The sequence below is a fragment of the Pseudomonas sp. FP818 genome, from assembly GCF_030687335.1.
In the GTDB taxonomy this organism is placed as follows: domain Bacteria; phylum Pseudomonadota; class Gammaproteobacteria; order Pseudomonadales; family Pseudomonadaceae; genus Aquipseudomonas; species Aquipseudomonas shahriarae.
Genome location: NZ_CP117427.1, coordinates 602958 through 628666 on the forward strand (window position 1 = coordinate 602958; position 25709 = coordinate 628666).

At 62.4% G+C, this 25709-nt stretch carries 21 protein-coding genes; 7 read left to right on the forward strand and 14 right to left on the reverse strand.

The window, feature by feature from the left end:
* Positions 1-73 precede the first annotated feature (73 nt).
* Positions 74-964 carry a triacylglycerol lipase gene (locus PSH80_RS02615; protein WP_305419075.1) on the forward strand — a complete coding sequence of 297 codons (891 nt, stop codon included), beginning with the start codon at positions 74-76 and terminating at the stop codon, positions 962-964.
* Here the strand turns inward: PSH80_RS02615 and PSH80_RS02620 are convergent.
* On the reverse strand, positions 961-1833 hold the full coding sequence (locus tag PSH80_RS02620) for a DMT family transporter (protein ID WP_057437486.1): 873 nt from the start codon (positions 1831-1833) through the stop codon (positions 961-963). The genes PSH80_RS02615 and PSH80_RS02620 overlap by 4 nt on opposite strands.
* Before the next feature lie 97 nt (positions 1834-1930).
* Between PSH80_RS02620 and PSH80_RS02625 the strand changes: the two genes are divergently transcribed.
* The 4 genes from PSH80_RS02625 (at position 1931) to PSH80_RS02640 (ending at position 4766) form a co-directional block, all read left to right on the forward strand.
* Positions 1931-2719, forward strand: a complete 789-nt coding sequence (locus tag PSH80_RS02625; protein WP_120734393.1) for a helix-turn-helix transcriptional regulator — start codon at positions 1931-1933, stop codon at positions 2717-2719.
* 71 nt (positions 2720-2790) lie between these two features.
* Positions 2791-3090, forward strand: coding sequence for a PsiF family protein (locus PSH80_RS02630; protein ID WP_057437488.1), 300 nt, complete (start codon positions 2791-2793; stop codon positions 3088-3090).
* 197 nt (positions 3091-3287) lie between these two features.
* Positions 3288-4301 (forward strand): AI-2E family transporter, encoded by a 1014-nt coding sequence (locus PSH80_RS02635; protein WP_057958180.1) that lies wholly within the window; start codon positions 3288-3290, stop codon positions 4299-4301.
* Between the two features lie 123 nt (positions 4302-4424).
* The gene (locus PSH80_RS02640) at positions 4425-4766 is read left to right on the forward strand and encodes a co-chaperone YbbN (RefSeq protein ID WP_057437492.1); all 342 of its coding nucleotides are present in this window, start codon (positions 4425-4427) and stop codon (positions 4764-4766) included.
* A gap of 37 nt (positions 4767-4803) precedes the next feature.
* On the opposite strand, the gene PSH80_RS02645 is transcribed toward PSH80_RS02640, so the two are convergent.
* Entirely contained in the window at positions 4804-6072 is a 1269-nt protein-coding gene (locus tag PSH80_RS02645) for an Hsp70 family protein (protein WP_170059995.1), read from the reverse strand.
* Between the two features lie 272 nt (positions 6073-6344).
* Here PSH80_RS02645 and PSH80_RS02650 point away from each other — a divergent pair, with 272 nt between their 5' ends.
* Positions 6345-7289 carry a DnaJ C-terminal domain-containing protein gene (locus tag PSH80_RS02650; protein ID WP_057437496.1) on the forward strand — a complete coding sequence of 315 codons (945 nt, stop codon included), beginning with the start codon at positions 6345-6347 and terminating at the stop codon, positions 7287-7289.
* A 795-nt stretch (positions 7290-8084) separates the two neighbouring features.
* Here PSH80_RS02650 and PSH80_RS02655 read toward each other — a convergent pair.
* The 12 genes from PSH80_RS02655 to urtA all read right to left on the reverse strand — a co-directional run bounded on the left by PSH80_RS02655 (position 8085) and on the right by urtA (position 19464).
* Positions 8085-9209, reverse strand: a complete 1125-nt coding sequence (locus PSH80_RS02655; protein ID WP_057437498.1) for a sensor histidine kinase KdpD — start codon at positions 9207-9209, stop codon at positions 8085-8087.
* Between the two features lie 100 nt (positions 9210-9309).
* Complete coding sequence (gene ureC / locus PSH80_RS02660; protein ID WP_115127279.1) at positions 9310-11010, reverse strand: urease subunit alpha; 1701 nt, start codon at positions 11008-11010, stop codon at positions 9310-9312.
* Positions 11011-11151: 141 nt separating this feature from the next.
* Positions 11152-11460 (reverse strand): urease subunit beta, encoded by a 309-nt coding sequence (locus PSH80_RS02665; protein WP_057958190.1) that lies wholly within the window; start codon positions 11458-11460, stop codon positions 11152-11154.
* Positions 11457-11990: a GNAT family N-acetyltransferase gene (locus PSH80_RS02670; protein ID WP_057437504.1), complete on the reverse strand. Its 534-nt coding sequence runs from the start codon at positions 11988-11990 to the stop codon at positions 11457-11459. Before PSH80_RS02670 ends, PSH80_RS02665 begins: the two co-directional genes overlap by 4 nt.
* Before the next feature lie 5 nt (positions 11991-11995).
* Complete coding sequence (locus tag PSH80_RS02675; RefSeq protein ID WP_115127280.1) at positions 11996-12526, reverse strand: GNAT family N-acetyltransferase; 531 nt, start codon at positions 12524-12526, stop codon at positions 11996-11998.
* 9 nt (positions 12527-12535) lie between these two features.
* Positions 12536-12838, reverse strand: a complete 303-nt coding sequence (locus tag PSH80_RS02680) for an urease subunit gamma (protein ID WP_032862374.1) — start codon at positions 12836-12838, stop codon at positions 12536-12538.
* Between the two features lie 86 nt (positions 12839-12924).
* Positions 12925-13764 (reverse strand): urease accessory protein UreD, encoded by an 840-nt coding sequence (locus PSH80_RS02685; protein ID WP_128593128.1) that lies wholly within the window; start codon positions 13762-13764, stop codon positions 12925-12927.
* Between the two features lie 31 nt (positions 13765-13795).
* On the reverse strand, positions 13796-14494 hold the full coding sequence (urtE, locus tag PSH80_RS02690; RefSeq protein WP_057437509.1) for an urea ABC transporter ATP-binding subunit UrtE: 699 nt from the start codon (positions 14492-14494) through the stop codon (positions 13796-13798).
* A gap of 181 nt (positions 14495-14675) precedes the next feature.
* Complete coding sequence (urtD, locus tag PSH80_RS02695) at positions 14676-15536, reverse strand: urea ABC transporter ATP-binding protein UrtD (protein WP_057437511.1); 861 nt, start codon at positions 15534-15536, stop codon at positions 14676-14678.
* Positions 15533-16612 carry an urea ABC transporter permease subunit UrtC gene (urtC, locus tag PSH80_RS02700; RefSeq protein ID WP_057437513.1) on the reverse strand — a complete coding sequence of 360 codons (1080 nt, stop codon included), beginning with the start codon at positions 16610-16612 and terminating at the stop codon, positions 15533-15535. Before urtC ends, urtD begins: the two co-directional genes overlap by 4 nt.
* Positions 16612-18114 (reverse strand): urea ABC transporter permease subunit UrtB, encoded by a 1503-nt coding sequence (urtB, locus tag PSH80_RS02705; RefSeq protein WP_128593127.1) that lies wholly within the window; start codon positions 18112-18114, stop codon positions 16612-16614. Before urtB ends, urtC begins: the two co-directional genes overlap by 1 nt.
* An 84-nt stretch (positions 18115-18198) precedes the next feature.
* The gene (urtA, locus tag PSH80_RS02710; protein ID WP_057437515.1) at positions 18199-19464 is read right to left on the reverse strand and encodes an urea ABC transporter substrate-binding protein; all 1266 of its coding nucleotides are present in this window, start codon (positions 19462-19464) and stop codon (positions 18199-18201) included.
* A gap of 301 nt (positions 19465-19765) precedes the next feature.
* On the opposite strand from urtA, the gene PSH80_RS02715 reads away from it, so the two are divergent.
* The gene (locus PSH80_RS02715; RefSeq protein ID WP_305419092.1) at positions 19766-25693 is read left to right on the forward strand and encodes a DUF4329 domain-containing protein; all 5928 of its coding nucleotides are present in this window, start codon (positions 19766-19768) and stop codon (positions 25691-25693) included.
* The last annotated feature ends 16 nt before the right edge of the window (positions 25694-25709 follow it).

Sequence of the window (25709 nt, forward strand, 5' to 3'; positions counted from 1 at the left end):
CGGGTGTCATATCGGTGGCGGCAGGGCTGGTCTAGGATCAGCCTAATCGCCTCTTTCAAGGACGTTTGCCCCTATGACGCAGACATTGGCTACACGTTATCCCCTGGTTTTGGTGCCGGGCATGCTCGGGTTTGTACGGCTGGTGCTGTACCCGTACTGGTACGGCATCATCCCGGCCTTGCGTGCCGGCGGGGCGCAGGTGTTTGCGGTGCAGGTGGCGCCGCTCAACTCCAGCGAGGTGCGTGGCGAGCAGTTGCTGGTGCAGATCGAGCAGATACGCCGCCAGACCGGCGCCGACAAGGTCAACCTGATCGGCCATAGCCAGGGCTCGCTCACCGCCCGTTACGCAGCGGCCAAACGCCCGGAATGGGTGGCTTCGGTGACGTCGGTGGCGGGACCCAATCACGGCTCGGAGTTGGCAGACTACCTGCACACCCACTACCCGGCCGACAGCGCCAAGGGCCGGATCATGAGTGCGCTGTTGCGCCTGGTGGGCGTGCTGATGGGGCTTCTGGAAACCGGCTATCGCGGCCCGCGTTTTGCGGCGGATATCCACGCCTCCCATCAGTCGCTGACCAGCGAGGGTGTGGCGCTGTTCAATCGCCAGTACCCTCAGGGCCTGCCAGACACCTGGGGCGGGCAGGGCGCCGAGGAAGTGGGCGGTGTGCGCTATTACTCCTGGTCCGGCACCCTGCAGCCGGGCAAGACCGATCGCGGGCGCAACCTGCTGGACGGCACCAACCGCAGTTGCCGGCTGTTTGCGCGGACCTTCGTCAAGGAGAAAGGCCAGTGCGACGGCATGGTCGGGCGCTACAGCTCACACTTGGGCACGGTGATCGGTGACGACTATGCGCTGGACCATTTCGATATCGTCAACCAGTCGCTGGGCCTGGTGGGCAAGGGGGCCGAGCCGATCCGCCTGTTTGTCGAGCATGCTCAGCGGTTGAAGGCGGCCGGGCTCTAACGTCTTACGGGCGTCGTCCAGCGCTCCGACAAAATCACCCCGCCCAGCGTCAGTACGCCGCCGACCAGGTGATACAGCGCCAGCTGTTCCTTGAGCACCACTGCGGCAATCAGCGCGGTGATCAACGGCAGCAGGTTAAAAAACAGCGTGGTCCGGCTCGGCCCCAACTGCTTGACTGAATGCATCCACGCCAGCGGCGCAATCATCGAGGCCAGCAGGCAGGCGTACACCACCAGGCCAATATTCGACGGGCCGAGGCCGACCTTGTCCGAGGCCAGGAACAGTGGAAACAGCACCACTACAGCCACCAGCACCTGCAAATACAGGAGCACCAGGGGCGGCAGGCGCAGCTGCCATTTTTTCAACAGGGTGCTGTAGATCGCGTAGGCCAGGGTGGCCACCAACATCATCGCGTCGCCCAGGTTCACCCCGTGTTGCAGCAGCGCGCCGAGGCTGCCGGCCGACACCACCACCGCCACCCCGGCAAACGACAGTACCGCCCCGGTCAGGGCGCCGAAGGTCAGGCGCTGGCCGAGGCTGATAATCGCCGCAGTCAGGGCCATCAATGGCATCAGCGAGAGGATGATCCCCATATTGGTGGCGCTGGTCAGGCTCGCGGCGTAGTACGCCAGGCTCTGGTAAACCGCCATGCCGAGCACGCCGAGCACAGCGATCTTGCCTAGGTTGGGGCGGATCAATGCCCAGTTGGCAATGACCGGCTTGAGCATGAACGGGGTGAACAGGATGGCCGCCAGCAGCCAGCGATAAAAACCGATCTCGGCCGGGAAAATCGAGCCCACGGCGAGTTTGTTGACCACGGTATTGCCAGCCCAGATAAAGATGGCCAGCAGCGGATAAGCGTATTGCATTGCAAGGAACCAGGAACGTTAGTGAGGGTTGATTATCCTTTGTCTGGATCGAAGCCTATACTTCGATCCAGACAAGCCGCCTTTGTATCCAGACAATATGTCCAAGACCTACATCAACCTGCCCGATTTCGACGTGCTACCGGCCCCGGTGTACTTCCGCTACTCGGAGTTTGCCGCCGACAGCCGCGCCTCCCGCCATCAGCATGCCTGGGGCTCCCTGGACTACTCGGCCCGTGGCGTGATGCGCTTTGAAGTGGGCGGCAACCGGTTTATGTCGCCGCCGCAATACGCGGTGTGGATCCCGCCCAACACCCAGCACAGTTCCTACAACGCCCAGGCGATTGTCTACCGCTCGGTGTACCTGTCGCCGTCGTTGTGCGAGCTATTGCCCAAGCAGCCCTGCACCCTGACCATCAGCAACATCCTCAAGGCGATCCTCAGTGATTTCGCCGAGCGCGACGTGAATATCCCGGCCAACGAAGCCGACGTGCGCCTGGCCCAGGTGCTGGTGGACCAACTCCAGCAGGCGCCGGTGCATGACTGTTTCCTGCCGTATGCCAGCAGCCCCGGCCTGCTCAGCGTGCTTGAAGGCATGCAGGCCGATCCTGGGGACAACCGTGCGCTGGCGCTGTGGGCGCAGCAGGTGCATGTCAGCGAGCGCACCCTGGCTCGGCAGTTTGTGCGCGAACTGGGCATGAGCTTTGGCGAGTGGCGTCAGCGCCTGCGCTTTCTGGCGGCCATCGAGGCCCTGGAAAGCACGCGCAGCGTGCAGGAAGTGGCGTTTGACCTGGGTTACAGCACCGCCTCGGCGTTTATTGCGATGTTCCAGCGCCAGGCCGGTTGTACGCCGGAGCAGTATCGACGAACGAACTTACGTAGCAGGTGAAGGTGTAACAGGCTTTGTCTACACTGCAGGGGAGGCCGCGCCCCTCGGCGTGGTAACAGGGAGAAAACTCCATGAAGATGTTGCGTATTCCGTTGTTGATGATCGGTCTGCTGCTCTGTTCCCAAGGGTTTGCGGCCACTGCCCAGCAAAACAAAATGACCACCTGCAATGCCGAAGCCTCGACCAAGACCTTGAAGGGCGACGAGCGCAAGGCCTTCATGAAAACCTGCCTCTCGGCCCCGGCCGCCAACGACGCCAAGACCCTGACCCCGCAGCAGCAAAAAATGAAGGACTGCAACGCGTCGGCAAAAACCAAGGCGCTGACCGGCGATGCGCGTAAAACCTTTATGAGCACCTGCCTCAAAGGCTGACCCGCTTAAATACCCCTGTGGGAGCGGGCTTGCCCGCGATTGCGGTGTGTCAGCCGGCGAGATATCGACTGAGCCAGCGCCATCGCGGGCAAGCCCGCTCCCACAGTCGATGGCGTTTACAGCCATCAGACTTCTCGCTTGATTGTCCCAAGGCTGGCAGACTGCCCATCCTTTAACGCCGTTCGTTTAGAGGCTGTATGCCAACGTTTTCTCAGCGTCATGTGTTGTTGCTGGCCAGCTACATCATCATTTTCGGCGGCTTGTTGCTGGTCCTACCGTTAAAACTGCTGCCCAGCCTGTTGGCCGGCCTGTTGGTTTTCGAACTGGTCAACATGCTTACCCCACAGCTGCAACGCCTGATCGAAGGCCGGCGTGCGCGCTGGCTGGCGGTGGCGTTGCTTGGCACTGTGATTGTTAGCGCGCTGACCCTGATTTTCGCTGGCGCCATCAGTTTCCTGCTGCACGAAGCGGAAAACCCCGGGGCCTCCCTCGATAAATTCATGGGCGTGGTCGACCGCGCGCGCGGCCAGTTGCCGCCGTTCCTCGACGCCTACCTGCCAGCCAGCGCCGCCGAGTTTCGCGTGGCCATCGGCGAATGGCTGAGCAAGCACCTGAGCGAACTGCAACTGGTGGGCAAAGACGCCGCCCATATGTTCGTAACCTTGCTGATCGGTATGGTCCTGGGGGCGATCATCGCCCTGCAGCGGGTGCCCGACCTGACCAAGCGCAAACCCCTGGCCGCCGTGCTGTTCGACCGCCTGCACCTGCTGGTCCAGGCCTTTCGCAACATTGTCTTCGCGCAAATCAAAATTGCCGCCCTCAACACCATCTTCACCGGGATATTCCTCGCGGTGGTGCTGCCGCTGGCGGGGATCCACCTGCCGCTGACCAAGACCCTGATCGTCCTCACCTTCCTGCTGGGCCTGCTGCCGGTGATCGGCAACCTGATGTCCAACACCCTGATCACCATCGTCGCGTTGTCGGTGTCGATCTGGGTGGCGGTGGCGGCGCTGGGCTACCTGATCGTGATCCACAAGGTCGAGTACTTCCTCAATGCGCGCATCGTCGGCGGGCAGATCAGCGCCAAGTCGTGGGAGTTGCTGTTGGCGATGCTGGTGTTCGAGGCCGCCTTTGGCCTGCCGGGAGTGGTGGCGGGGCCGATCTACTATGCGTATTTGAAGAGTGAATTGAAGCTGGGCGGGATGGTGTAGAGAGCCGCGGTAAGAGGCTGACGTTGGTTCACACCTGTTACTTCTGACAGTAGACCCACCACGGGTTTGCTGCTCTGCTCCTGAGTGCGGAATATCATTTTTCGTTTCGACAGGAGCTAAATCATGTCTTTGCCTACGGTAGATGCCAGCAGCTTTGAAAGTCGTGTGCTCAAGGCCACGACCCCAGTGATTGTGCTGTTCAGTAATGCCAGCAAGCCCTCTTCAAACAGAATGGTCGTGACACTGGAGGCTGCAGCCCGGGATCAGGGCACGGCTATTGAGTTCCTCGACAAGACGCTGGAGGTCAATGGCCCAATCGAGAAAACGCCTGCTTATGACGTGCAGTCCGCGCCAACCACGCTGTTTTTCCGGGACGGAAAATTAGTCCGTACGGTTGTCGGTTTTTATGACTATGCCGATACCTTCAAGGCATGGGTCGATCAGTTGGCCACAGGTAAGTTGTGATGAATCGCCCCGTGCCATCACGAGGCGATTTCTTCACTCAGTAGCCGTAACGCTTACTGGCCTCAATCGCCAGCCCGCTGCCGATACTGCCGAAGATGTTGCCTTCCACGTGCCGGGCATTGGGCAACATTGCCGAGATGCTCTGGCGCAGGGCCGGGATGCCGCTGGAGCCGCCGGTGAAGAACACCGTGTCGACCTGGGCCACATCCACCGAGGCGTCGTCGAGCAGTTGGGTCACGCTGTTGCGCACCCGTTCCAGCAGGTTGTCGATGGAGGACTCGAACAGGGCGCGGCTCAGTTCCACGCTCAGGCCCGGTTCTACCCGGTCCAGCGGCACATGGCGGCTGTCCTCGTGGGTGAGGTGGATCTTGGTCTCTTCGACTTCCATGGCCAGCCAGTGGCCGGCACGCTGTTCGATCAGCTTGAACAGGCGGTCGATGCCGCCGGTGTCTTCGATGTCGTAGCGCATGCTGCCCAGGGCCAGCTGGGATTTTTGCGAGTACACCGAGTTGATGGTGTGCCAGGTGGCCAGGTTCATATGGTGGCTGGTGGGCATGTAGGCGCCGCTTTTCATGCGGCTGCCATAGCCGAACAGCGGCATCATGCCGGCCAGCGAGAGCTGTTTGTCGAAGTCGGTACCGCCGATATGCACGCCGCCGGTGGCGAGGATGTCGTCGTGGCGGTTGTCATGCTTGCGTCGCTCGGGCGACAGGCGCACCAGGGAGAAGTCGGAGGTACCGCCGCCGATGTCGACAATCAGTACCAACTCTTCTTTTTCAATGGTGGACTCGTAGTCGAAGGCCGCGGCAATCGGCTCGTACTGGAACGAGACCTCCTTGAAACCGAGCTTGCGGGCCACGTCCACCAGGGTGTCTTCGGCCTCTTTGTCGGCCATCGGGTCGTCGTCGACGAAAAATACCGGGCGGCCCAGCACCACTTCTTCAAATTCACGGTCGGCGGTGGCTTCGGCGCGGTTCTTGAGTTGGCCGATAAACAGGCCCAACAGGTCCTTGAACGGCATGGCCGTGCCCAGCACGCTGGTGTCGTGCTTGATCAGCTTGGAGCCCAGCAGGCTCTTGAGCGAGCGCATCAGGCGGCCTTCGTAGCCTTCCAGGTACTCGTGCAGCGCCAGGCGGCCGTACACCGGGCGGCGTTCTTCGAAGTTGAAGAACACCACCGACGGCAGGGTGATCTTGTCGTCCTCCAGCGCAATAAGCGTTTCCATGCCGGGACGGATCCAGCCGACAGTGGAGTTGGACGTGCCGAAGTCGATGCCGCAGGCACGGGCTGGGGAGGTGTTGTTCATGTCTAACAGGTTCCGGTTAAAAAACGGCCGCGCAGTGTATGTCACTCGCGTGCAGATGCGTAGGCCGACTATCCGCTAAATACAGCAGACTTGTTACCTTGAAAGGTCGGCTCCTTGCCCCCAACTCCTGTGCATACGGTTGGTGGCTGTCGAAAGGATCAAGTGTGTCCTGCAAGCCGCCGATATTTTTCTGACGCACCTCGAATCGCCCCGCAATGCCCCGGCAGGCAGGGCTCGACTGTGCGATCTCGATAACGGATGGTGATGCCCCCATGGATTTCAAAGACTATTACAAGATTCTTGGTGTCGAGCCGACGGCCGATGACAAGCAAATCAAGGCCGCTTATCGCAAGCTGGCCCGTAAGTATCATCCCGACGTCAGCAAGGAAAAGGACGCGGAAGAGAAGTTCAAGGACGCCTCGGAAGCCTATGAAGCACTGAAAAGTGCCGACAAGCGCGCCGAATATGACGAATTGCGCCGCTATGGCCAGCACGGTCAACCTTTCCAGGGGCCGCCAGGCTGGCAGAGCCGTGGCGGGTTTGGCGGTGGCCAGGACACGGGCGAGTTTTCGGACTTCTTCAGCTCGATCTTTGGTTCGCGTGGCAACGGCTTCGGCGGCGCTCAAGGGCGCAGCCCCGGCCGTCGCGGCCAGGATGTGGAGATGGAACTGCCGGTGTTCCTGGAAGAGACGCTGTCTACCGAGTCCAAGGCGATCAGCTTCCAGGTGCCGCAATACAATGCGGCGGGCCAGCACGTCAGCAACACCACCAAGAGCCTGAACGTGAAGATCCCGGCCGGCGTGGCCGATGGCGAGCGCATCCGCCTCAAGGGCCAGGGCGCACCGGGGATTGGTGGCGGCGCGAATGGCGACCTGTACCTGATCATCCGCTTTGCGCCGCATCCGAAGTTTGAGGTGGAAGGCGAAAACCTGGTGATTAATTTGCCGCTGGCACCGTGGGAATTGGCCCTGGGTGCAGAAGTCGCGGTGCCGACCCTGACCGGCAAGATCAACCTCAAAGTCCCGGCCGGCAGCCAGAATGGCCAGCGCATGCGGGCCAAGGGCCATGGCTTGCTGAACAAGGCCGGGCAGCGCGGGTATCTGTTTGTGCAGCTCAAGGCGGTGATGCCAAAAAGCAGCGACGAAGAGGTCAAGGCGTTGTGGCAGGAGTTGGCGAAAAAGGCCAACTTTGATCCACGGGAAACCTGGAGCCGCTGACAGCTCCCACAGGATTGGCGGCGCCTCTCAATCTGTGTCAGGAACACCAGTCCAATGTGGGAGCTGTCGAGCCCGGGCGAGGCTGCGATGGCGGCGGCATTGCCAGCGTTGATGTTGGCTGACCCGCCGCTATCGCAGCCTCGCTAAAGCTCGACAGCTCCCACAGGGATCGGCGGCGCCTCTCAATCTGTGTCAGGAACGCGAGTTTACTGTGGGAGCTGTCGAGCCCCGGCGAGGCTGCGATGGCGGCGGCATTGCCAGCGTGGATGTTGGCTGAGCCACCGCTATCGCAGCCTCGCTAAAGCTCGACAGCTCCCACAGGGATTGGCGGCGCCTCTCAATCTGTGTCAGGAACACCAGTCCAATGTGGGAGCTGTCGAGCCCCGGCGAGGCTGCGATGGCGGCGGCATTGCCAGTATTGATGTTGGCTGACCCACCGCTATCGCAGCCTCGCTGGGGCTCGACAGCTCCCACAGGGATCGGCGGCGCCTCTCAATCTGTGTCAGGAACACAAGCCCAATGTGGGAGCTGTCGAGCCCCGGCGAGGCTGCGATGGCGGCGGCATTGCCAGCGTGGATGTTGGCTGACCCACCGCTATCGCAGCCTCGCTAAAGCTCGACAGCTCCCACAGGGATTGGCGGCGCCTCTCAATCTGTGTCAGGAACGCAAGTTTACTGTGGGAGCTGTCGAGCCCCAGCGAGGCTGCGATGGCGGCGGCATTGCCAGTATTGATGTTGGCTGACCCACCGCTATCGCAGCCTCGCTAAAGCTCGACACACAAAGGATTTGCGTGGCCTATCGGCGTGGCAGGACCACGGTAAACGTGGTGCCCGCCGCCTCGCTGGACGCCACTTCAATCGTGCCTCGGTGGGCCTGCACCACTTCCTTGACGATAAACAACCCCAGCCCAAGGCTGGTCGAGTTGCTGCCCAGTTCTTCAGTGGCGCTGCGCACCAGCGGGTCGAATACGGTACCTAGCGCCGCCTGGGGAATCGGCGGGCCAAAGTTGTGCATGCGTAGTTCCACGCTGTCGGCGGTGCCGTCGAGGCTCAGGGTCGGCGCCTGGCCGTTGAGCCCGTGCTGTAACGCATTGCCGATCAGATTCTGCAGCAGTTGATCAATGCGCCCGCGATCCCACTGCCCTTGGGTGTCCCCGTCGGTATGCAAGTGAACCTGGCAATCCGGGCGGCCTGCGCACGCTTCGGCGATGGCCTCCCTGGCTGCATCGGCCAGGTTCATCGGTTTGGGCTCGATCGGCAGGCTGCTGCCCAGCCGGCTGCGCACAAACTCCAAGAGATCGCTGACCATCGCTCCCATATGCCGGGCGCCATTCTGGATATTGCCCACCAGGCTCAGGCCTTTGCTGTCCAGCGGGGCTTTGCGCAACAACATCTCGGTGGACATCTTCACCGCCTGCAAGGGGGCGCGCAGGTCGTGGCCGAGGATGGCGAGGAAGATATCCCGCGAGCGATTGACCTGCTCGGCGTAGGCCGCCGTGGATTCGGCCAGGGCTTCGTCGATGGCTTCGTTGAAGCGGATCATGTCCTGGAAATAGGTCAGCTCTGGCGATTCCAGGTGATTGACCCACAGACGGATCACGCAAGCGCGCAGGTGGCGGAACTCGGAGGTCATCTGTACCAGGTCAAAGCCAACGGTATGGCGCAGCTCGCCATGGCTGGCGGCGGCTTCGTCCAGGCTCGGGGTTTTTTCCAGGCCTTCGCCCTTGGCCTTGGCCGCCTGTTCGCTGGCGCTCTGGCGGGTGTTCATGTCCCGCGCAGCGGCCAGCAGGATGGAGTGCGCGTGGTCGCGCAGTTGCGTGCGGTTCAGGGTTTCGGCGGCCGGGGTCAAGGTTTCGGCAAACTGTTCCCATTCATCGACGATCCGGTCGGCATGTAACACGATGAATTCGGATAGGCGCATAGCCAGGTTCCCAAGTGCAAGACAGTGAAGAAGCGTGGCGCATCGTAGCGCCTTACACCTCTTCGCTTCACTGGCACGGCGGGTATCTGCCGATGAACGGTCAGAACAGGAAGTAACGCTGGGCCATCGGCAGCACGTCCGCCGGCTCGCACCACAACAGTTCGCCATCGGCCTTGACCTGGTAGGTCTGCGGGTCTACGTCGATGTCTGGCAGGTAGTCGTTGTGGATCAGGTCGGTCTTCTGCACCTGGCGGCACCCCTTGACCACGGCGATCTGCTTCTTCAGGCCCAACGCCTGCGGCAGGCCCTCGGCCAGCGCCGCCTGGCTGATAAACGTCAGGCTGGTGGCGTGCAGCGAGCTGCCGAAGCTGGCGAACATCGGGCGGTAGTGCACCGGCTGCGGGGTGGGGATCGAGCCGTTGATATCGCCCATCAGGCTGGACGCAATTGCTCCGCCCTTGAGGATCAACGTGGGCTTGATACCGAAGAACGCCGGGCGCCACAACACCAGGTCTGCCCATTTGCCGACTTCGATGGAGCCCACTTCATGGCTGATACCGTGGGTGATCGCCGGGTTGATGGTGTACTTGGCGATATAGCGCTTGGCGCGGAAGTTGTCATTGCCCTCGCCGTCGCCGGGCAGCGGCCCGCGCTGTTTCTTCATCTTGTCGGCGGTTTGCCAGGTGCGCATGATCACTTCGCCTACGCGGCCCATGGCTTGGCTGTCGGAGCTGATCATCGAAAAGGCGCCGAGGTCATGCAGGATGTCTTCGGCGGCTATGGTCTCGCGGCGGATGCGGCTTTCGGCGAAGGCCACGTCCTCGGCAATGCTTGGGTCGAGGTGATGGCAGACCATCAGCATGTCCAGGTGTTCGTCGATGGTATTGCGGGTGAACGGCCGGGTCGGGTTGGTGGAGCTGGGCAGCACGTTAGGAAAGCCGCAGGCCTTGATGATATCCGGCGCATGCCCGCCGCCGGCACCCTCGGTGTGATAGGTGTGGATGGTGCGGCCCTTGAGGGCGGCGAGGGTGGTTTCGACAAAGCCCGACTCGTTGAGCGTGTCGCTGTGGATTGCCACCTGCACGTCGTACTCGTCGGCCACGCTCAGGCAGTTGTCGATGCTGGCCGGGGTGGTGCCCCAGTCTTCATGCAGCTTCAAGCCAATCGCCCCAGCCTTGACCTGCTCGATCAAAGGCTCGGGCAGGCTGGCGTTGCCCTTGCCGGTAAAGCCCAAGTTCATCGCAAACGCGTCGGCTGATTGCAGCATGCGCGCCAGGTGCCACGGGCCGGAGGTGCAGGTGGTGGCGTTGGTGCCGGTTGCCGGGCCCGTGCCGCCGCCGATCATGGTGGTGACGCCACTGGTCAGCGCCTCTTCGATCTGCTGCGGGCAAATGAAGTGCACATGGGTGTCGATGCCGCCGGCGGTGAGGATCATGCCTTCGCCGGCAATCACTTCCGTGCTGGCGCCGATGGCCAGGGTCACGCCGGGCTGGATGTCCGGGTTGCCGGCCTTGCCGATCCCGGCGATGCGGCCATTTTTCAGGCCGACATCGGCCTTGACGATGCCCCAGTGGTCGATGATCAGCGCGTTGGTGATCACTGTGTCGACCACCTCGGCGGCCAGCAGTTGGCTCTGGCCCTGGCCGTCCCGGATGACCTTGCCGCCGCCGAACTTCACTTCTTCGCCGTAGGTGGTGAAGTCCTGTTCGACTTCGATCCACAGCTCGGTATCGGCCAGGCGGACCTTGTCGCCGACGGTGGGGCCGAACATGTCGGCGTAGGCTTGGCGGCTGATTTTCATTGGGGTGTCCTGAAAAATTTGTGTTGATCGTTCCCACGCTCTGCGTGGGAATGCATCCGCTGACGCTCTGCGTCACGACGTTAAGAGCGGGACGCGGAGCGTCCCAGGCGGCGTTCCCACGCGGAGCGTGGGAACGATCAGTCAGTCGAGGTCGCCCATGATCCGTCCGGCAAAGCCAAACACCCGGCGCAACCCTGCCAGCTCCACCAACTCCACCTCGCGACTCTGCCCCGGTTCAAAGCGCACCGCCGTGCCCGCCGGGATGTTCAGGCGCATGCCGCGGCTGAGGGCGCGGTCAAAGGTCAGCGCGTCGTTGGTCTCGAAAAAATGGTAATGGGAGCCGACCTGGATCGGCCGGTCGCCACTGTTGGCCACGCTCAGGCTCAATGTGCGCCGGCCCACATTCAATTCGATGTCGCCAGGCTGGATCTGGAATTGGCCAGGAATCATGCAGGTTGCCCCAGGGTCTTGTAGTAGATGGCGGTCGGGCTGTAGCGCCCGTCCGGGCTTTGGCAGTAATCCGGCAGCTCGCCGATTTTGGTGTAGCGCAGGGCCTGGTAGAAGGCTTCGGCGGGGGAGCCGGCTTCGGTGTCCAAGTACAGCAGGCCGCGCTTGTGCTGGCGCGCGCACAGCTCCAGGGCGCTCATCAATTGCTGGCCGAGGCCGTGGCGCCGGGCGTCATTGCGCACCAACAGTTTCTGCACCTCGGCACGGTTGAGGCCATTGGCTTTCTGGCACAGCGCCAGTTGCACACTGGCCAGGACTTGCTCATTACGCACCACCACCCACAGCAACACGCTGGCGTCCTCGACGCCGGCTTGTACGCCATCGAAGTAGCTGCGCGCCTGGGCCGCGTCGAGGTCGGCCATGAAACCTACCGATGCGCCGTGCTGCACGGCGTCCAGCAACAACTCAATCAAGCCCTGGCGGTAATGGGCAAAACTTTCGGCATTCACTCGACGCAGTTGGGCAGCGTTCATCGCTATTACTCCTTGTGAACCGCCGGCGGCTGGGCGCCAGGGTTGAGCAGCAGTTGCATAAAGGTCAGGTCCAGCCAGCGGCCAAACTTGGTGCCTACCTGGGCCATCTGCCCGGTGACACTGAAGCCCAGGCGCTCATGCAGGCGGATCGAGGCCTGGTTGCCGCTTTCGATGGCGGCGACCATCACGTGTTTGTCACAGGCCCTGGCGCGTTCGATCAGTGCCTGCATCAGCAAGGGGCCAAGGCCTTTGCCGCGTTGGTCGTTGCGCACGTACACCGAATGTTCGACGGTGTGGCGAAAACCGTCGAAGGGCCGCCAATCGCCGAACGAGGCATAGCCGACCACCTCCTCGGCTTCCACCGCCACCAGGATCGGATAGCACTGCGCCTGGCGCGCACTGAACCAGGCCTGGCGATTGCCCAGGTCCACGGGTTGGTCGTTCCAGATGGCGGTGCTGTTGAGCACGGCATCGTTGTAGATATCGCAGATGGCCGGCAGGTCGCCGTGTACCGCGTCACGAATCAGCAAGGACATGGCCGGGCCTCAGGCGATGGGTTGGTGGACGGTCACCAGTTTGGTGCCGTCCGGGAAAGTGGCTTCAACCTGGATATCCGGGATCATCTCCGGGATGCCTTCCATCACTTGCTCGCGACTGAGCAGGGTGGTGCCAAAGTGCATCAGGTCGGCCACGGTGCGCCCGTCGCGCGCGCCTTCAAGCAGGGCGGCGGAGATATAGGCGATGGTTTCCGGGTAATTGAGCTTCACCCCGCGCGCCAGGCGGCGCTCGGCCACTAGGCCTGCGGTGAAGATCAGCAGTTTGTCTTTTTCCCTTGGGGTCAGGTCCATGGTCAGCAGTCCGTCATAAAAAGCATTCTAAAAAACACCGAAGATTCATTGTGGGAACCCGCTCCCACACAAGCCCGGTTCCACCTTCATGTGTTCCAAATTCTTGGGGGTACAGCCTCACGCCCCAGCAGTGCCGGGCGCAACAGTCGCCATAAATCAATCAACCACGCCCGCGCCAGCAGGGTCTCGCTGGCCAGGCAGCGCGCCACCAGCAAGCCCGGCAACTGGGTCAGGTCGCCGCGTACTGCATGGGACAGGGCGCGACACTGTTCCAGCAGTTCACTGTCGATTTCACCGGTCACCAGCAAGGTGGCAAACACCGGCTGGCCATCCAGGCCGATCGGCGAGTCGAGTAGGCCGTCGTCGCCGACGATGCGCTGGCGCTCATGCCAGAGCAACTGGCCGTCGCGGCGGATGTCCAGGTGCGACTGGAAGTGCCCGCGCTCGAAACGCTCGCCACTGGCCGGGCGCCCCAGCGCCACCACATCCCAGTACAACAGCCGGGCGTCGCCGTGCAGGTCGATGCGGGTGCTGAGTTCGGCCTGGGCCGCACTGAACACGATGGTTTCCTGGGGCAGCCACTCCAGGGTGGCGCCGGCCTCGACCGTCAAAGCCACCTGCTGATAGGCCGGCCCGCTGGCGCGGTACCACTTGGCGGCGCCGGGGCTGGTCAATTGCGCCCACGCGCCCTCAGCCAGGTGGGCGGTGATCTCCAGGCGATCCCCTCCGGCAATCCCGCCCGGCGGGTGCACGATGATGTGCTGGCACACCTCGGGGCCTTCGGCGTACAGGTGCTTTTGCACCCGCAGCGGGCCCAGGTGGCGGCGCATCACCGGGCGTGTGCTGGCGCCGAAGCGTGCATAGCCCAACTCCAGCGCGGCGTGCCAGCTGGGGGTGAACAGGGCGGTGGGGGCAGGAACGGTCATGGTCAGGGCTTAATCAACGGGACGCTACAGATTAGATGGTAACCAGGCCGCGTACACCGTCGGCCTCCATATTTTCACCACGGCCCTGCTGGACGATCTCACCCCGGGACATCACCAGGTATTGATCGGCCAGTTCGGCGGCAAAATCGTAGAACTGTTCCACCAGCAAAATTGCCATGTCGCCGCGCTCGGCGAGCTTCTTGATCACCGCGCCGATCTCCTTGATCACCGACGGCTGGATACCTTCGGTGGGCTCATCGAGGATCAACAGGCGCGGACGGCTGGCCAGGGCGCGCCCGATGGCCAGTTGTTGCTGTTGCCCACCGGACAGGTCGCCACCGCGCCGGTGCTTCATTTGCAGCAGCACCGGGAACAGCTCGTAGATAAACGCCGGGACTTCCCTGGCTTCGCTGCCGGGAAAACGCGAGAGGCCCATCAGCAGGTTTTCTTCCACCGTCAGCCGGCCGAAAATCTCGCGGCCCTGGGGCACGTAGGCGATGCCGGCGTGTACCCGCTGGTGCGGCTTGAAGCCGGTGATGGCCTTGCCTTCCCAGTTCACCGCGCCTTCCTTGGCGGGCAGCAGGCCCATCAGGCATTTGAGCAGGGTGGTCTTGCCCACACCGTTACGGCCGAGCAGGCAGGTGACTTCACCGACTTTCACGTCGAACGAAAGGCCGCGCAGGATGTGGCTGCCGCCGTAGTACTGGTGCAGCTTGTCGACTTGCAACATGTTCAAACTCTCCTCAAATCCCTGGTAGGAACCGGATCAACTGTGGGAGCTGGCTTGCCTGCGATGGCATCACCTCGGTCCATCAGACATACCGAGTTGTCTGGATCGCAGCGATGCGGCGATCCGACAAGGCAGCTCCCACATTTGATTTGGTTCCCACAGTAAGCGGTCTGTGTCTGGCTCAACGACCGAGGTACACCTCGATCACCCGCTCGTTTTCCTGCACCTGCTCCAGCGACCCTTCGGCCAGCACGCTACCCTGGTGCAGCACCGTCACATGGTCGGCAATCGAGCCGACAAAGCCCATGTCGTGCTCCACCACCATCAGCGAATGCTTGCCCGCCAGGCGCTTGAACAGTTCGGCGGTGAACTCGGTCTCGGCGTCGGTCATGCCGGCCACCGGCTCGTCGAGCAGCAACAGTTGCGGGTCTTGCATCAGCAGCATGCCGATTTCCAGGAACTGCTTCTGGCCGTGGGACAGCAAGCCGGCCGGGCGCTGTACCGACGTGGTCAGGCGAATAGTGTCGAGCACCTCCTCAATGCGGTCTTTCTGTTCACCGCTCAGACGCGCGCGCAGGCTGGCCCACACCGATTTGTCGGTCTTCTGTGCCAGCTCCAGGTTCTCGAACACGCTCAGGGCCTCGAACACCGTGGGCTTCTGGAACTTGCGGCCGATACCGGCCTGGGCGATCTGCACTTCGCTCATGCGCGTCAGGTCCAGGGTTTCACCGAACCACGCCTTGCCGTGGCTGGGGCGGGTCTTGCCGGTGATGACGTCCATCAGCGTGGTCTTGCCCGCGCCGTTGGGGCCGATGATGCAGCGCAATTCGCCGACGCCGATGTACAGGTTCAAGTCGTTGAGGGCCTTGAAACCATCGAAGCTGACGCTGATATCTTCCAGGGTCAGGATCGTGCCATGGCGGGTATTGAGGCCCTTGCCGGCGGCCTGGCCGAGGCCGATGGCGTCGCGGCTGGTGCCCTGGTCGCGGTTCGGTTCGATGATCGGTTCGAGCATGAACTGGTCGGTTGCCGTGACTCTCATTGTTCGCCCCTTTTCTTCAGCAGGCCGATGATGCCCTTGGGCAGGTACAGGGTGACGATAATGAACAGTGCCCCCAGGAAGAACAGCCAGTACTCCGGGAAGGCCACGGTGAACCAGCTCTTCATGCCGTTGACCACGCCGGCACCCAGCAGTGGGCCGATCAGTGTGCCGCGCCCGCCCAGGGCCACCCATACGGCGGCTTCGATAGAGTTGGTCGGCGACATTTCACTAGGGTTGATGATGCCCACTTGCGGCACGTACAGCGCCCCGGCGAGGCCGCACAGCACCGCGCTCAACACCCACACAAACAGCTTGAAGCCACGCGGGTCATAGCCGCAGAACATCAGGCGGTTTTCCGCGTCGCGCAGGGCCGTCAGCACCCGCCCGAACTTGCTCCGGGCCAGGCGCCAGCCGATAAACAGGCTGCCCACCAACAGCAGCACCGTGGCCAGGAACAGCACCGCGCGGGTACCGGGCTCGGTGATACCGAAGCCCAGGATGCTGCGGAAGTTGGTAAAGCCGTTATTGCCGCCAAAGCCGGTCTCGTTGCGGAAAAACAACAGCATCCCGGCAAAGGTCAGGGCCTGGGTCATGATCGAGAAGTACACGCCCTTGATCCGCGAGCGAAAGGCGAAAAAGCCGAACACCAGCGCCAGCAAACCCGGGGCCAACACTACCAGGCACAAGGCCCAGAGGAAGTGCTGGGTACCGAGCCAATACCACGGCAGTTCGGTCCACGACAGGAAGGTCATGAACGCCGGCAACTCGCTGCCGGCGGCTTGGCGCATCAGGTACATGCCCATGGCATAACCGCCTAGGGCAAAAAACAGGCCGTGCCCCAGGGACAACATACCGGCGTAGCCCCACACCAGGTCCAGGGCCAGGGCGACGATGGCGTAGCAGAGGATCTTGCCCACCAGCGTCAGGGTGTAGGCCGAGACATGCAATGCGTTATCGGCAGGCAGCAGCGACAGCAGCGGCAACGCCAGCAGCACGGCGAGGATCACCACACCCACCGCGATCGTTACCTTGGGGCCGGCCTTTTGCGCGGCTGTAAGCATCAATGGCTGGTTCATCAGTCGATCACCCGTCCTTTCAGTGCGAAGAGTCCTTGCGGGCGTTTCTGGATAAACAGAATGATCAGCGCGAGGATCAGGATCTTGCCGAGTACGGCACCGATCTGCGGTTCGAGAATCTTGTTGGCGATCCCCAGGCCAAAGGCGGCCATGACGCTGCCGGCCAACTGGCCGACCCCGCCGAGCACCACCACCAGGAACGAGTCGATGATATAGCTCTGGCCCAGGTCCGGGCCGACGTTGCCGATCTGGCTCAGGGCCACGCCACCTAAGCCGGCGATACCCGAGCCGAGGCCAAAGGCGAGCATGTCCACACGCCCGGTGGGCACGCCGCAGCAGGCGGCCATGTTGCGGTTCTGGGTCACGGCACGCACGTTGAGGCCCAGGCGGGTCTTGTTCAGCAGCAGCCAGGTCAGCACCACCACACACAAGGCAAAGCCGATGATCACGATGCGGTTGTACGGCAGCACCAGGTTGGGCAGCACCTGGATCCCGCCTGACAGCCAGGCCGGGTTGGCCACTTCGACGTTCTGTGCACCGAACAGCAGGCGCACCAGTTGGATCAGCATCAGGCTGATGCCCCAGGTGGCGAGCAAGGTTTCCAGGGGGCGGCCGTAGAGGTGACGGATCACCGTGCGTTCCAGGGCCATGCCGATGCCGGCGGTGACAAAAAACGCCACCGGCAGCGCGATCAGCGGGTAGAACTCGATTGCCTGGGGCATGTAGCGCTGCATCAGCAACTGCACCACGTAGGTGGAGTAGGCACCGAGCATCAACATCTCGCCGTGGGCCATGTTGATCACCCCGAGCAAGCCGAAGGTGATCGCCAGGCCCAGGGCCGCCAGCAGCAGGATCGAACCCAGGGACATGCCGCTGAAGGCTTGCCCGAGGATCTCGCCCACCAGCAACTTGCGCTTGACCTGGGCCAGGCTGGTTTCGGCGGCGGTGTGCACCCCGGCATCGGTTTCCACGCCGGGCGCCAGCAAGGCTTCCAGGCGCGTGCGGGCGAGCGGGTCGCCGGTGCTGCCAAGCAGGCGCACGGCAGCCAGGCGCACGGCCGGATCGGGGTCGACCAGTTGCAGGTTGGCCAGGGCCAGGCTCAGGGCACTGTGGACGTCGTCGTCGGCTTCGCTGGCGAGTTGCTGGTCGAGGAATTTCAGTTGCGCAGGCTGCGCGCTTTTTTGCAGGGTTCGCGCAGCGGCCAGGCGCACCGTGGGATCGGCGGCGAGCAGTTGTTGGCTGGCCTGCACATTGTCGATCAGGCCGCGCAGGCGGTTGTTCAGGCGCACGGTCTTGGGTTCGCCGTTGACCGTGAGTTGGCCTTGTTGCAGGGCGTTGACCAACTCGATGCGCGCCGGGTCAGGCTGGGCGGCCCAGTCCTGCAACAGCTTGGCTTGTTGGCTCGGGTTGGCGGCGAGGAAGTCTTCGGCATCACCGGCGTGTGCGGCCAGGGGCAGCAGCAGCAGGCAGGCCAGGAGGAAGCGGTGGAGGGCAGTGGGCATAAACAAATGTCCTGGTCATGCGCGGACTAGGTTTATGTGGGAGCGGCGATTCGACCTGCTCCCACATTTGATCTGTGGTGCGGTTTAGTTGCTCTTCACCGCGTGATCCGGCTTCTTGTCATTGCCAGGGATGTACGGGCTCCACGGCTGGGCACGGATCGGCCCTTCGGTCTGCCACACCACCGAGAACTGGCCGTCGGACTGGATCTCGCCAATCATCACCGGCTTATGCAGGTGGTGGTTGGTCTTGTCCATGGTCAGGGTGTAGCCCGACGGTGCCGCAAAAGTCTGGCCGGCCAGGGCTTCGCGCACCTTGTCGACGTCGGTGGACTTGGCTTTCTCAGCGGCCTGCGCCCACATATGGATGCCGACGTAGGTGGCTTCCATCGGGTCGTTGGTCACCGCTTTATCGGCGCCCGGCAGGTTGTGTTTCTTGGCGTAGGCTTTCCAGTCGGCGACGAACTTGGCGTTGACCGGGTTTTCTACCGACTGGAAGTAGTTCCACGCCGCCAGGTTGCCCACCAGCGGCTTGGTGTCGATGCCGCGCAGTTCTTCTTCGCCCACCGAGAACGCCACCACCGGCACCTCGGTGGCCTTCAGGCCCTGGTTGGCCAGTTCCTTGTAGAACGGCACGTTGGAGTCGCCATTGACCGTGGAGACCACGGCGGTCTTGCCGCCCGCCGAGAACTTTTTGATGTTGGCCACGATGGTCTGGTAATCGCTATGGCCGAACGGGGTGTAGACCTCTTCGATGTCCTTGTCGGCCACGCCTTTGGAATGCAGGAACGCACGCAGGATCTTGTTGGTGGTGCGCGGGTACACGTAGTCGGTGCCCAGCAGGAAGAAACGCTTGGCGCTGCCGCCTTCTTCGCTCATCAGGTATTCCACCGCCGGGATCGCCTGCTGGTTCGGCGCGGCGCCGGTGTAGAACACGTTGGGCGACATCTCTTCGCCTTCGTATTGCACCGGGTAGAACAGCAGGCCGTTGAGTTCTTCGAACACCGGCAGCACCGATTTACGCGACACCGAGGTCCAGCAGCCGAACACCACCGCGACCTTGTCCTGGGTCAGCAACTGTCGGCCCTTCTCGGCGAACAGCGGCCAGTTGGAGGCCGGGTCGACCACCACCGCTTCGAGCATCTTGCCGTTCACTCCGCCCTTGGCGTTGATCTCGTCGATGGTCATCAGCGCCATGTCCTTGAGGGACGTTTCGGAAATGGCCATGGTCCCGGACAGCGAATGCAGGATGCCGACCTTGATGGTCTCGGCGGCCTGGACGGTCCAGGTCAGGCCCATGGCGGCAATGGATGCCGACAGAGTGAAAGCCTTGATCAAGCTGCGACGCTTCATGGTGCGATCTCCAGAACTGATTATTTTCATGAGGGCAGATAGGGGCATTGCTGGAGCGTTTGCAAAGGCTGTGCCTAGTGCCTGCACCGCGCGGTTGCAGGGGCTATCGACTGGGTGGGCAAGGCACGCTGCACCAAGTGAGGGCCTGTTTTGCATGCTGGTGCGTGACGCGCGCCCGAATAGGGCAGGGCGCGGCGGCAGATAACTATCTAGCGCCCCCTGCCTGGCCGCAGCGGTGATTATTTGGCTGGTTGTGTGGCCAGCGTCTGGCCACAGCGATTATCCAATTGGAGGGGATGTCATGGAGCGACCTAAACGCGGCTGGTTCGGGGGCGGTTTGCAGTCAGATGCGGTGCTGCCGCCAGTGGGGCCGGCCTTTGCCAGCATGGATGATGCGGCTCGTTATGCTCATCAGCAGATTGGTCGGCGGCGGGATGTGGAGTACGGCGGAGTGATTCTGGAGAGCCTGGCGGATGGTTACTTTCATTCCACCGAGCCCATCGCCGGGGAGCGCAATAGTTTCGATCACTGGAAGGTACTGAAAGTCGACAGCAATGGGCAGTACCTGGCCCCGGAAGGCTATCGGTGTGTGGCCGACTACCACTCTCACCCCGATCTGTTCGATGAGTTCGAAGCCAATAATCCGCAGTTTTCCGATCGTCAGGTCCGGGCGCTGAACGGCTTTTTTTCGGACATTGATCTGGCCATCAATATTCTGGAGCGCGGTTTTTTCTCTGCGTCCTATCTGTCCGCTCCCGACGGCGCGCTGCTCAAGCATGTCACCAGCGGCTCGGAAGAGGAGCGCCGTTTCGGGGTCTGGCTTGATCAAAAGCTGCACTTCAATCATGAGGACGGGATCCCCGACAACAAACCGGAAAGCCTTATCAAGAAGGTGCTCAGTGTCAGCCAACTGTCCTTTGTGGTGTCCAGTCCCTTGTGGGGCGGTTCGGTGGGCACCGTTCCCAAGCAGTGGCAGGCGTATTCACCCTTTGCCTCACACACCTACGACCTGCCTGCCTGCGGGCCTGTCCAGGCGGGACTGACGGCTGCGTTGGCGGTGCTGCAGGCGCGCAGCCCCCAGCGGACACGGCCGGTGTTTATCCTCAAGCACGTCGACAAAGAAGACTATGTGCTGAGCGAACCCCAGGCCGATGGCGCACCGGCGCTGTCGGTTCAACAGCTCTTCCCGCGCACCCCGGATGGCAAGCGCGTGGTGCACGACCATTTTCATTGGGTCGGGGTCTATCTGGGAAAAACCCCGACGCCAGTGCGGCTCGCCGCCCTGGAACCCTGGCTGTACCGTAACTTCTTTACTCCGCTTGAGCTGGCGACCCAGCTTTATCAGGGGCACCAGGCCACGGATTTACTGGGGCCGGGGCGCCAGCTGTGGTTCTATCGCAACCTCAACGATGGCGCGTTGTTGCGATACACCTGTGGGTTTTCGGCGGCTGAGACGGAGCTTTTTCGCGTCGCGCCCAGCGGTCGGGTGGTGGATAACCAGATTGATTCGGCGCTGCTTGCCGGCACGTTGCGGCCGCGGGATTTTGTACTGCGCGTGGCAGCGGCCGGGCATTTGGCGGTGATCCGGGCAGGGAAGATCTGGGACAAGGTTGGCCCGGTCGATGGGCACTGGCGTGCTTGTTCGTTGATTCCCAAGCCCGTCTTGAGCCCGCCTTTTGCCACAGCCGACGATGCTGCCCGCTGGGCCCACAATCGGATCGGCGAGCGGCGTGACAAGGAGTATGGCGGCGCGGTACTGAAACAGGGCGGGCGTTATTTCGCCACTGAACCGGTGGCCGGTGCGTCCATTCAGTTTGATTTCCGCACCATCATGGCCACCGACGAGCATGACTACTTCATTGCACCGTCGCCCTATGACTGCCACGCCTTCTACCATTCGCATCCGGCAGGCTCCGCTGGGGAACAACAGCTGCACGAACAGTTTTCCGCCGACCAGGTCAGGGTGTTTATCAGCTTTTTCTCGTCGGCCGACCAGGCGTTTATCATCGGTAACCGCGAGTTCGCCCCGGCCCACTATCTCTCGGGGCCGGAGGGCTCTTTGCTCAAGTACATGAGCAGCGGCTCGGCAGCGGAGCAGAAGCTGCTCAAGCAACTGACCGGCGAGCTGGAGATCGAGCCATTCACTGACTTTGAAGGGGCCATCTGGGGCTTTGCGGATGTTGGAGACCTGCGGGTGGTTTTGCCCAATCGTGTCTGGGGCGGTGCTCGCGGTCGGATATCCAGAGGCTGGCGTCTCGGCAACCCGGTCGCCCCCGCCGGCAGTGTGCAGGAACAGCCGTTCTTTACGCCGGTCGCCGGCATGGGGCATGTGGCGGCGCTGATCGCCCTGAATAATCTCGACTCGCTGCCGCCTGCTGCATACCAGGGGTTTGTCCTCAAGCATCAGACCCGCTCGTCGTATGTCGCGACGTTACCGGTGGCGGCGGGCTCGACCCTGGCAAGCCTGTTCCCGACCCGCGCCGACGGTCAGCCGAAACTGCTCTCTAACTATCGGGTGGTCGGCGTCTACCGGAACGCACCGCGCTTCGAGCCCGGGCAATTGCCGGCCAGCGAAGCCTGGTTGTACAAGCGCTTTGCCAGCCCGGCGCTGTGGGTGGACGCCATGACTCAGGCCATCGCCACCTTCGGCCTGCAAATCGCCGGACTGGGGTTCAAGCTGTATCTGCAGACCGCCGACAACGCGCTGCTGCATTGGCAGGTGCCGAGTGCGCAGACCGCCAACGAACTGTTCAGCGTGGCGGGCCAGGCAGTAACCGACAACGGCAACCAGGCCGCCTTGCTCGATGGCTCGCTGACCCCGCGCGAGTTCGTGCGCCGGGTCATCCGCGCTGGGGAGTTGGTGGTGCTTCAGCAGGGCGGGTTATGGAACGTCCTGGGGCCGATGCATGACCTTGAGCAACTGCCGTTGGGCTCGGGCGCCATGGTGCTCAGTGCCTCGTTCCTGACGGCCGATGACGCCGCACGCCATGCCCACGAGAAGATCGGCTTTCGCCGTGGGACCGCTCTGGGTGGCTACCTCCTCAAGAAGACCGACGGGCGGTTTGTGTTCACTGATCCGGTGAGCATCCACGGTGACGGCTTTGCCTCCGACCTGCTGCTGCCGACACAGGGCAGTGGCTTGCTGGTGCCCCCGGCGGGTTATGAAATTCATGCCCGCTACGCGTCCCATGCGGCTTTGTCCTTGAGTGACCTGGGGCGCCAGCGGCGTCTTGGCTGGACCCTTGCCGACCTGGAGGTGAATATCACGATGTTCTCGGACAGGGAGATCCGCTCGGTGATCGAGTCCCGGCAGCCGGCCTATCTGAGCGGGTCGCCGAACAACCTGATCGGCTACACCCCCAGTGGCTCGGCCAATGAATTGCTGGTGCTCAACAACACCACCCGCGAGCCGGGCCAGCATGGGTATTTCGAACGGTTGGAAAGCGGCAAGCTCAAGCCCGTGGACATTGTCAGCCGCCTGGCGGAGGCGGGCAATCTGCAGGTGCTGATTCGCAGCCAGTTGTGGGGGCCGCGTGGCAAGGTCTACAACGACTGGACGCCCAACTTCGAGTACGCCGAAGTGGCTCTGCAAGCCCCGGCGTTTGGTGCGATTTTCAACAGCCAGGACGCGGCGGCACTCAACGCCCACGTTCGCTGGTACGGCAGGAACCTGGATGCCCAGGGAGGGGCGGCCTACATCCTCAAACACCCACAACGCGATGAATTCGTGGTCAGTGAACTGTTGCCGGTCAAGCCGGACGGGCGTTGGTTGAGTGATTCCACCCGAGGCGCCGGGTATCTGGCCGGTGGCGATTTCGCCAAGGGGTTTGTCCTGGTGGGCCTGCTGTATTCACAGCAATGGCTGCCCGTGGGGCTATCCACGACAGAGGCCTGGCTGACGAGTTTTTTTGTCACGCCCGAGGTGTTGTTGCGTGCTGAAGAGGATGCCCGGAATTTACCGCGGTCTTCCACCACTCCCGTGCTGCCGGTGTATTTTTCGACGTTGGACGGGGCCTTGCTGCGGTATCAGCCCCAGGCTTCGTCATTGCTCAAGCAGAGTAGTGGCGGGGACGGTGTGACGATCCAGGGCATGAGCCTGCGCAATGGCTCCCTGGATACCCGCCGCTATATTTCGCTGATTGCCAAGGCCGGAGACTTGCGGGTGTTGTACAGCAGCCAGTGCTGGGACCGACGGGGCCCGGTGAGCGAAAACGCTGTGTTATGGCGGCCCTACAGGAACTTTATCCGTCGTCGCCTGGGGCCGGCTTTCCAGGAGCAGGATGATGCGGTGCGGCATGTGCGCTCGCAGCTGAGCAATCACGATAACGGAGGGATGGGGGGGGTGATCCTCAAACGCTCTGACGGCCTGTTCGTGGCGACCGAACCGTTGAGGGTGCCTCGGGAAGATTTCGATCCCAAGTGGATCCTGCCGGATGAAGTGGTCGCCTCCGGGGGCTTTCCGGCGGGACACACGATTGTCGCGCGCTACCGCACCAGCCCGGTGCGGGAGTTGCCGTTTGCTCTGGAGGTCACGCAAAAAAACGTCTATCGCAACATGCTCTCCACCCGGGTGATCAGTTCATCGTTGCAGTCCCCGGACACGCGCCTGACCCGTGAGTATCTATTGGGCAGTGACGGCTGTGTGCTCAGTTACACCCGAAGCCATACAGTCCTGGAGGATGAGCTGAAAAAGGCCTTGCTGCCGTTGAAGCTCGAACGGGCGGAACTGTTGGATAACCTTGTCGAGCGCCAGATGCGCGATGGCACGCTGACCCCGGTCGAGTTTGTTTCCCGGTTGGGCCAGGCCGGTGTATTGCGGGTCGTGGAGGGGAGCCAGGTGTGGGGTCTGCCCCGCAGGATCAGCACCCCGTTCATTGCCAACCTCGACCGACCTGAGCCGTTATTGATCAGGAACTCGCTGGCCGATCCGCCGTTCAGCCCGGTCTTCACTCAGGAACAGGATGCCGTGCGCTATGCCCATGAGCACTGCAGGCACGGCGAAAGCCTGCAGTTCGGCTACATCTTCAAGTCGCACAGATCGGGGCATTACATGGTCAGTCTGCCGCTGGTGCGCCAGAGCTATCGCGACTACAACCAGGTTTTCCCCCAGGGCCTGTTTCCCCAGGGCTATACGCTCGAAGGTTTCTACCTCTGTGCTACCCGGGAGGTTCTGACAGCGGAGGATGACCCGTTGCATCAGGCGTTCTTTCTGCCCTCGGATATTGATACGGGGATACGCTTCTCCATTCACGGGCTCAAGGACAAAAAACTAACGTTTTACCTGTCGTGCCTGGACGGCGCGCTGCTCAGGTATCAGTACCTTGGCACTGATGAGCAACTGGACACCCTGAGCACGCTACAGACCCTGCGTTTGCAGCTACTGCAGGGGGGCGCCCGCATGCTCGACTACGTGCGCAGCCTGATTGCCCGAGGCAATCTGGATATATTGATCGAGGGCCGTGTCTGGTCCGGCACTGTGCGGGTCGCCGCCGATTGGCGACCCGGTACGGGGGAAGGCTTTTTTGCAACCTGGCAGGCTTGTGGCCCGCTCTTTTCCCTTGCCGACGATGCAGCGCGCGCCATCCATCGCAGGCTCGCGCCGTATCGGGGGCGGGAGTACCTGGCCGCCGTATTGGGCAACCCCACGCGCACCTCGTTTGTCGGAACGCAACCATTGGCGGCCGGGCTCGATACGGCGCAGCAACTGGCACTTTTCTACACGGGGCCCGACGGGCCGGTACAGCCTCTGGTACAGCCGGTGGGCCGCCCGGTGCCGTTACCCGTGTTCCCGTCGCGCTATGAAGTGGTCGCTGCCCAGCTTGTCTATAAAAGCATGCCGTCTACTCAAAGCAGTGATCCCAAGGAACAGAGGCTGATCAATAACTTTGTCGGCCCGACCCTCCTCGGATTCTATCTGCGCGTGGTACGTGCCCATGCGCAACGGCCAGCCAGCGTTTATCTGTCGGTTCGCGAAGGGGCGCTCCTCAAATACATCCCGAGTTTTTCCAGGATGGAAGAGGAGGTCATGGTGTTGGGCACCGGTCTTCAGCCCAGTGTCTTTTTGAAACGCGTGACCAGTAGCGGTGAGCTTTTTGTACTGGAGCGGGATGCGTTATGGCGGTACGAGGGACGCCTGTCAGACGCTCAGGTCGATACCCGCGACGACACGCAAACCGAAGAAATCCAGATGGATGAAGCGTTGAGGATACGCGACCGCGATGAGTTGTAAGGGCGAGGGTCACCTG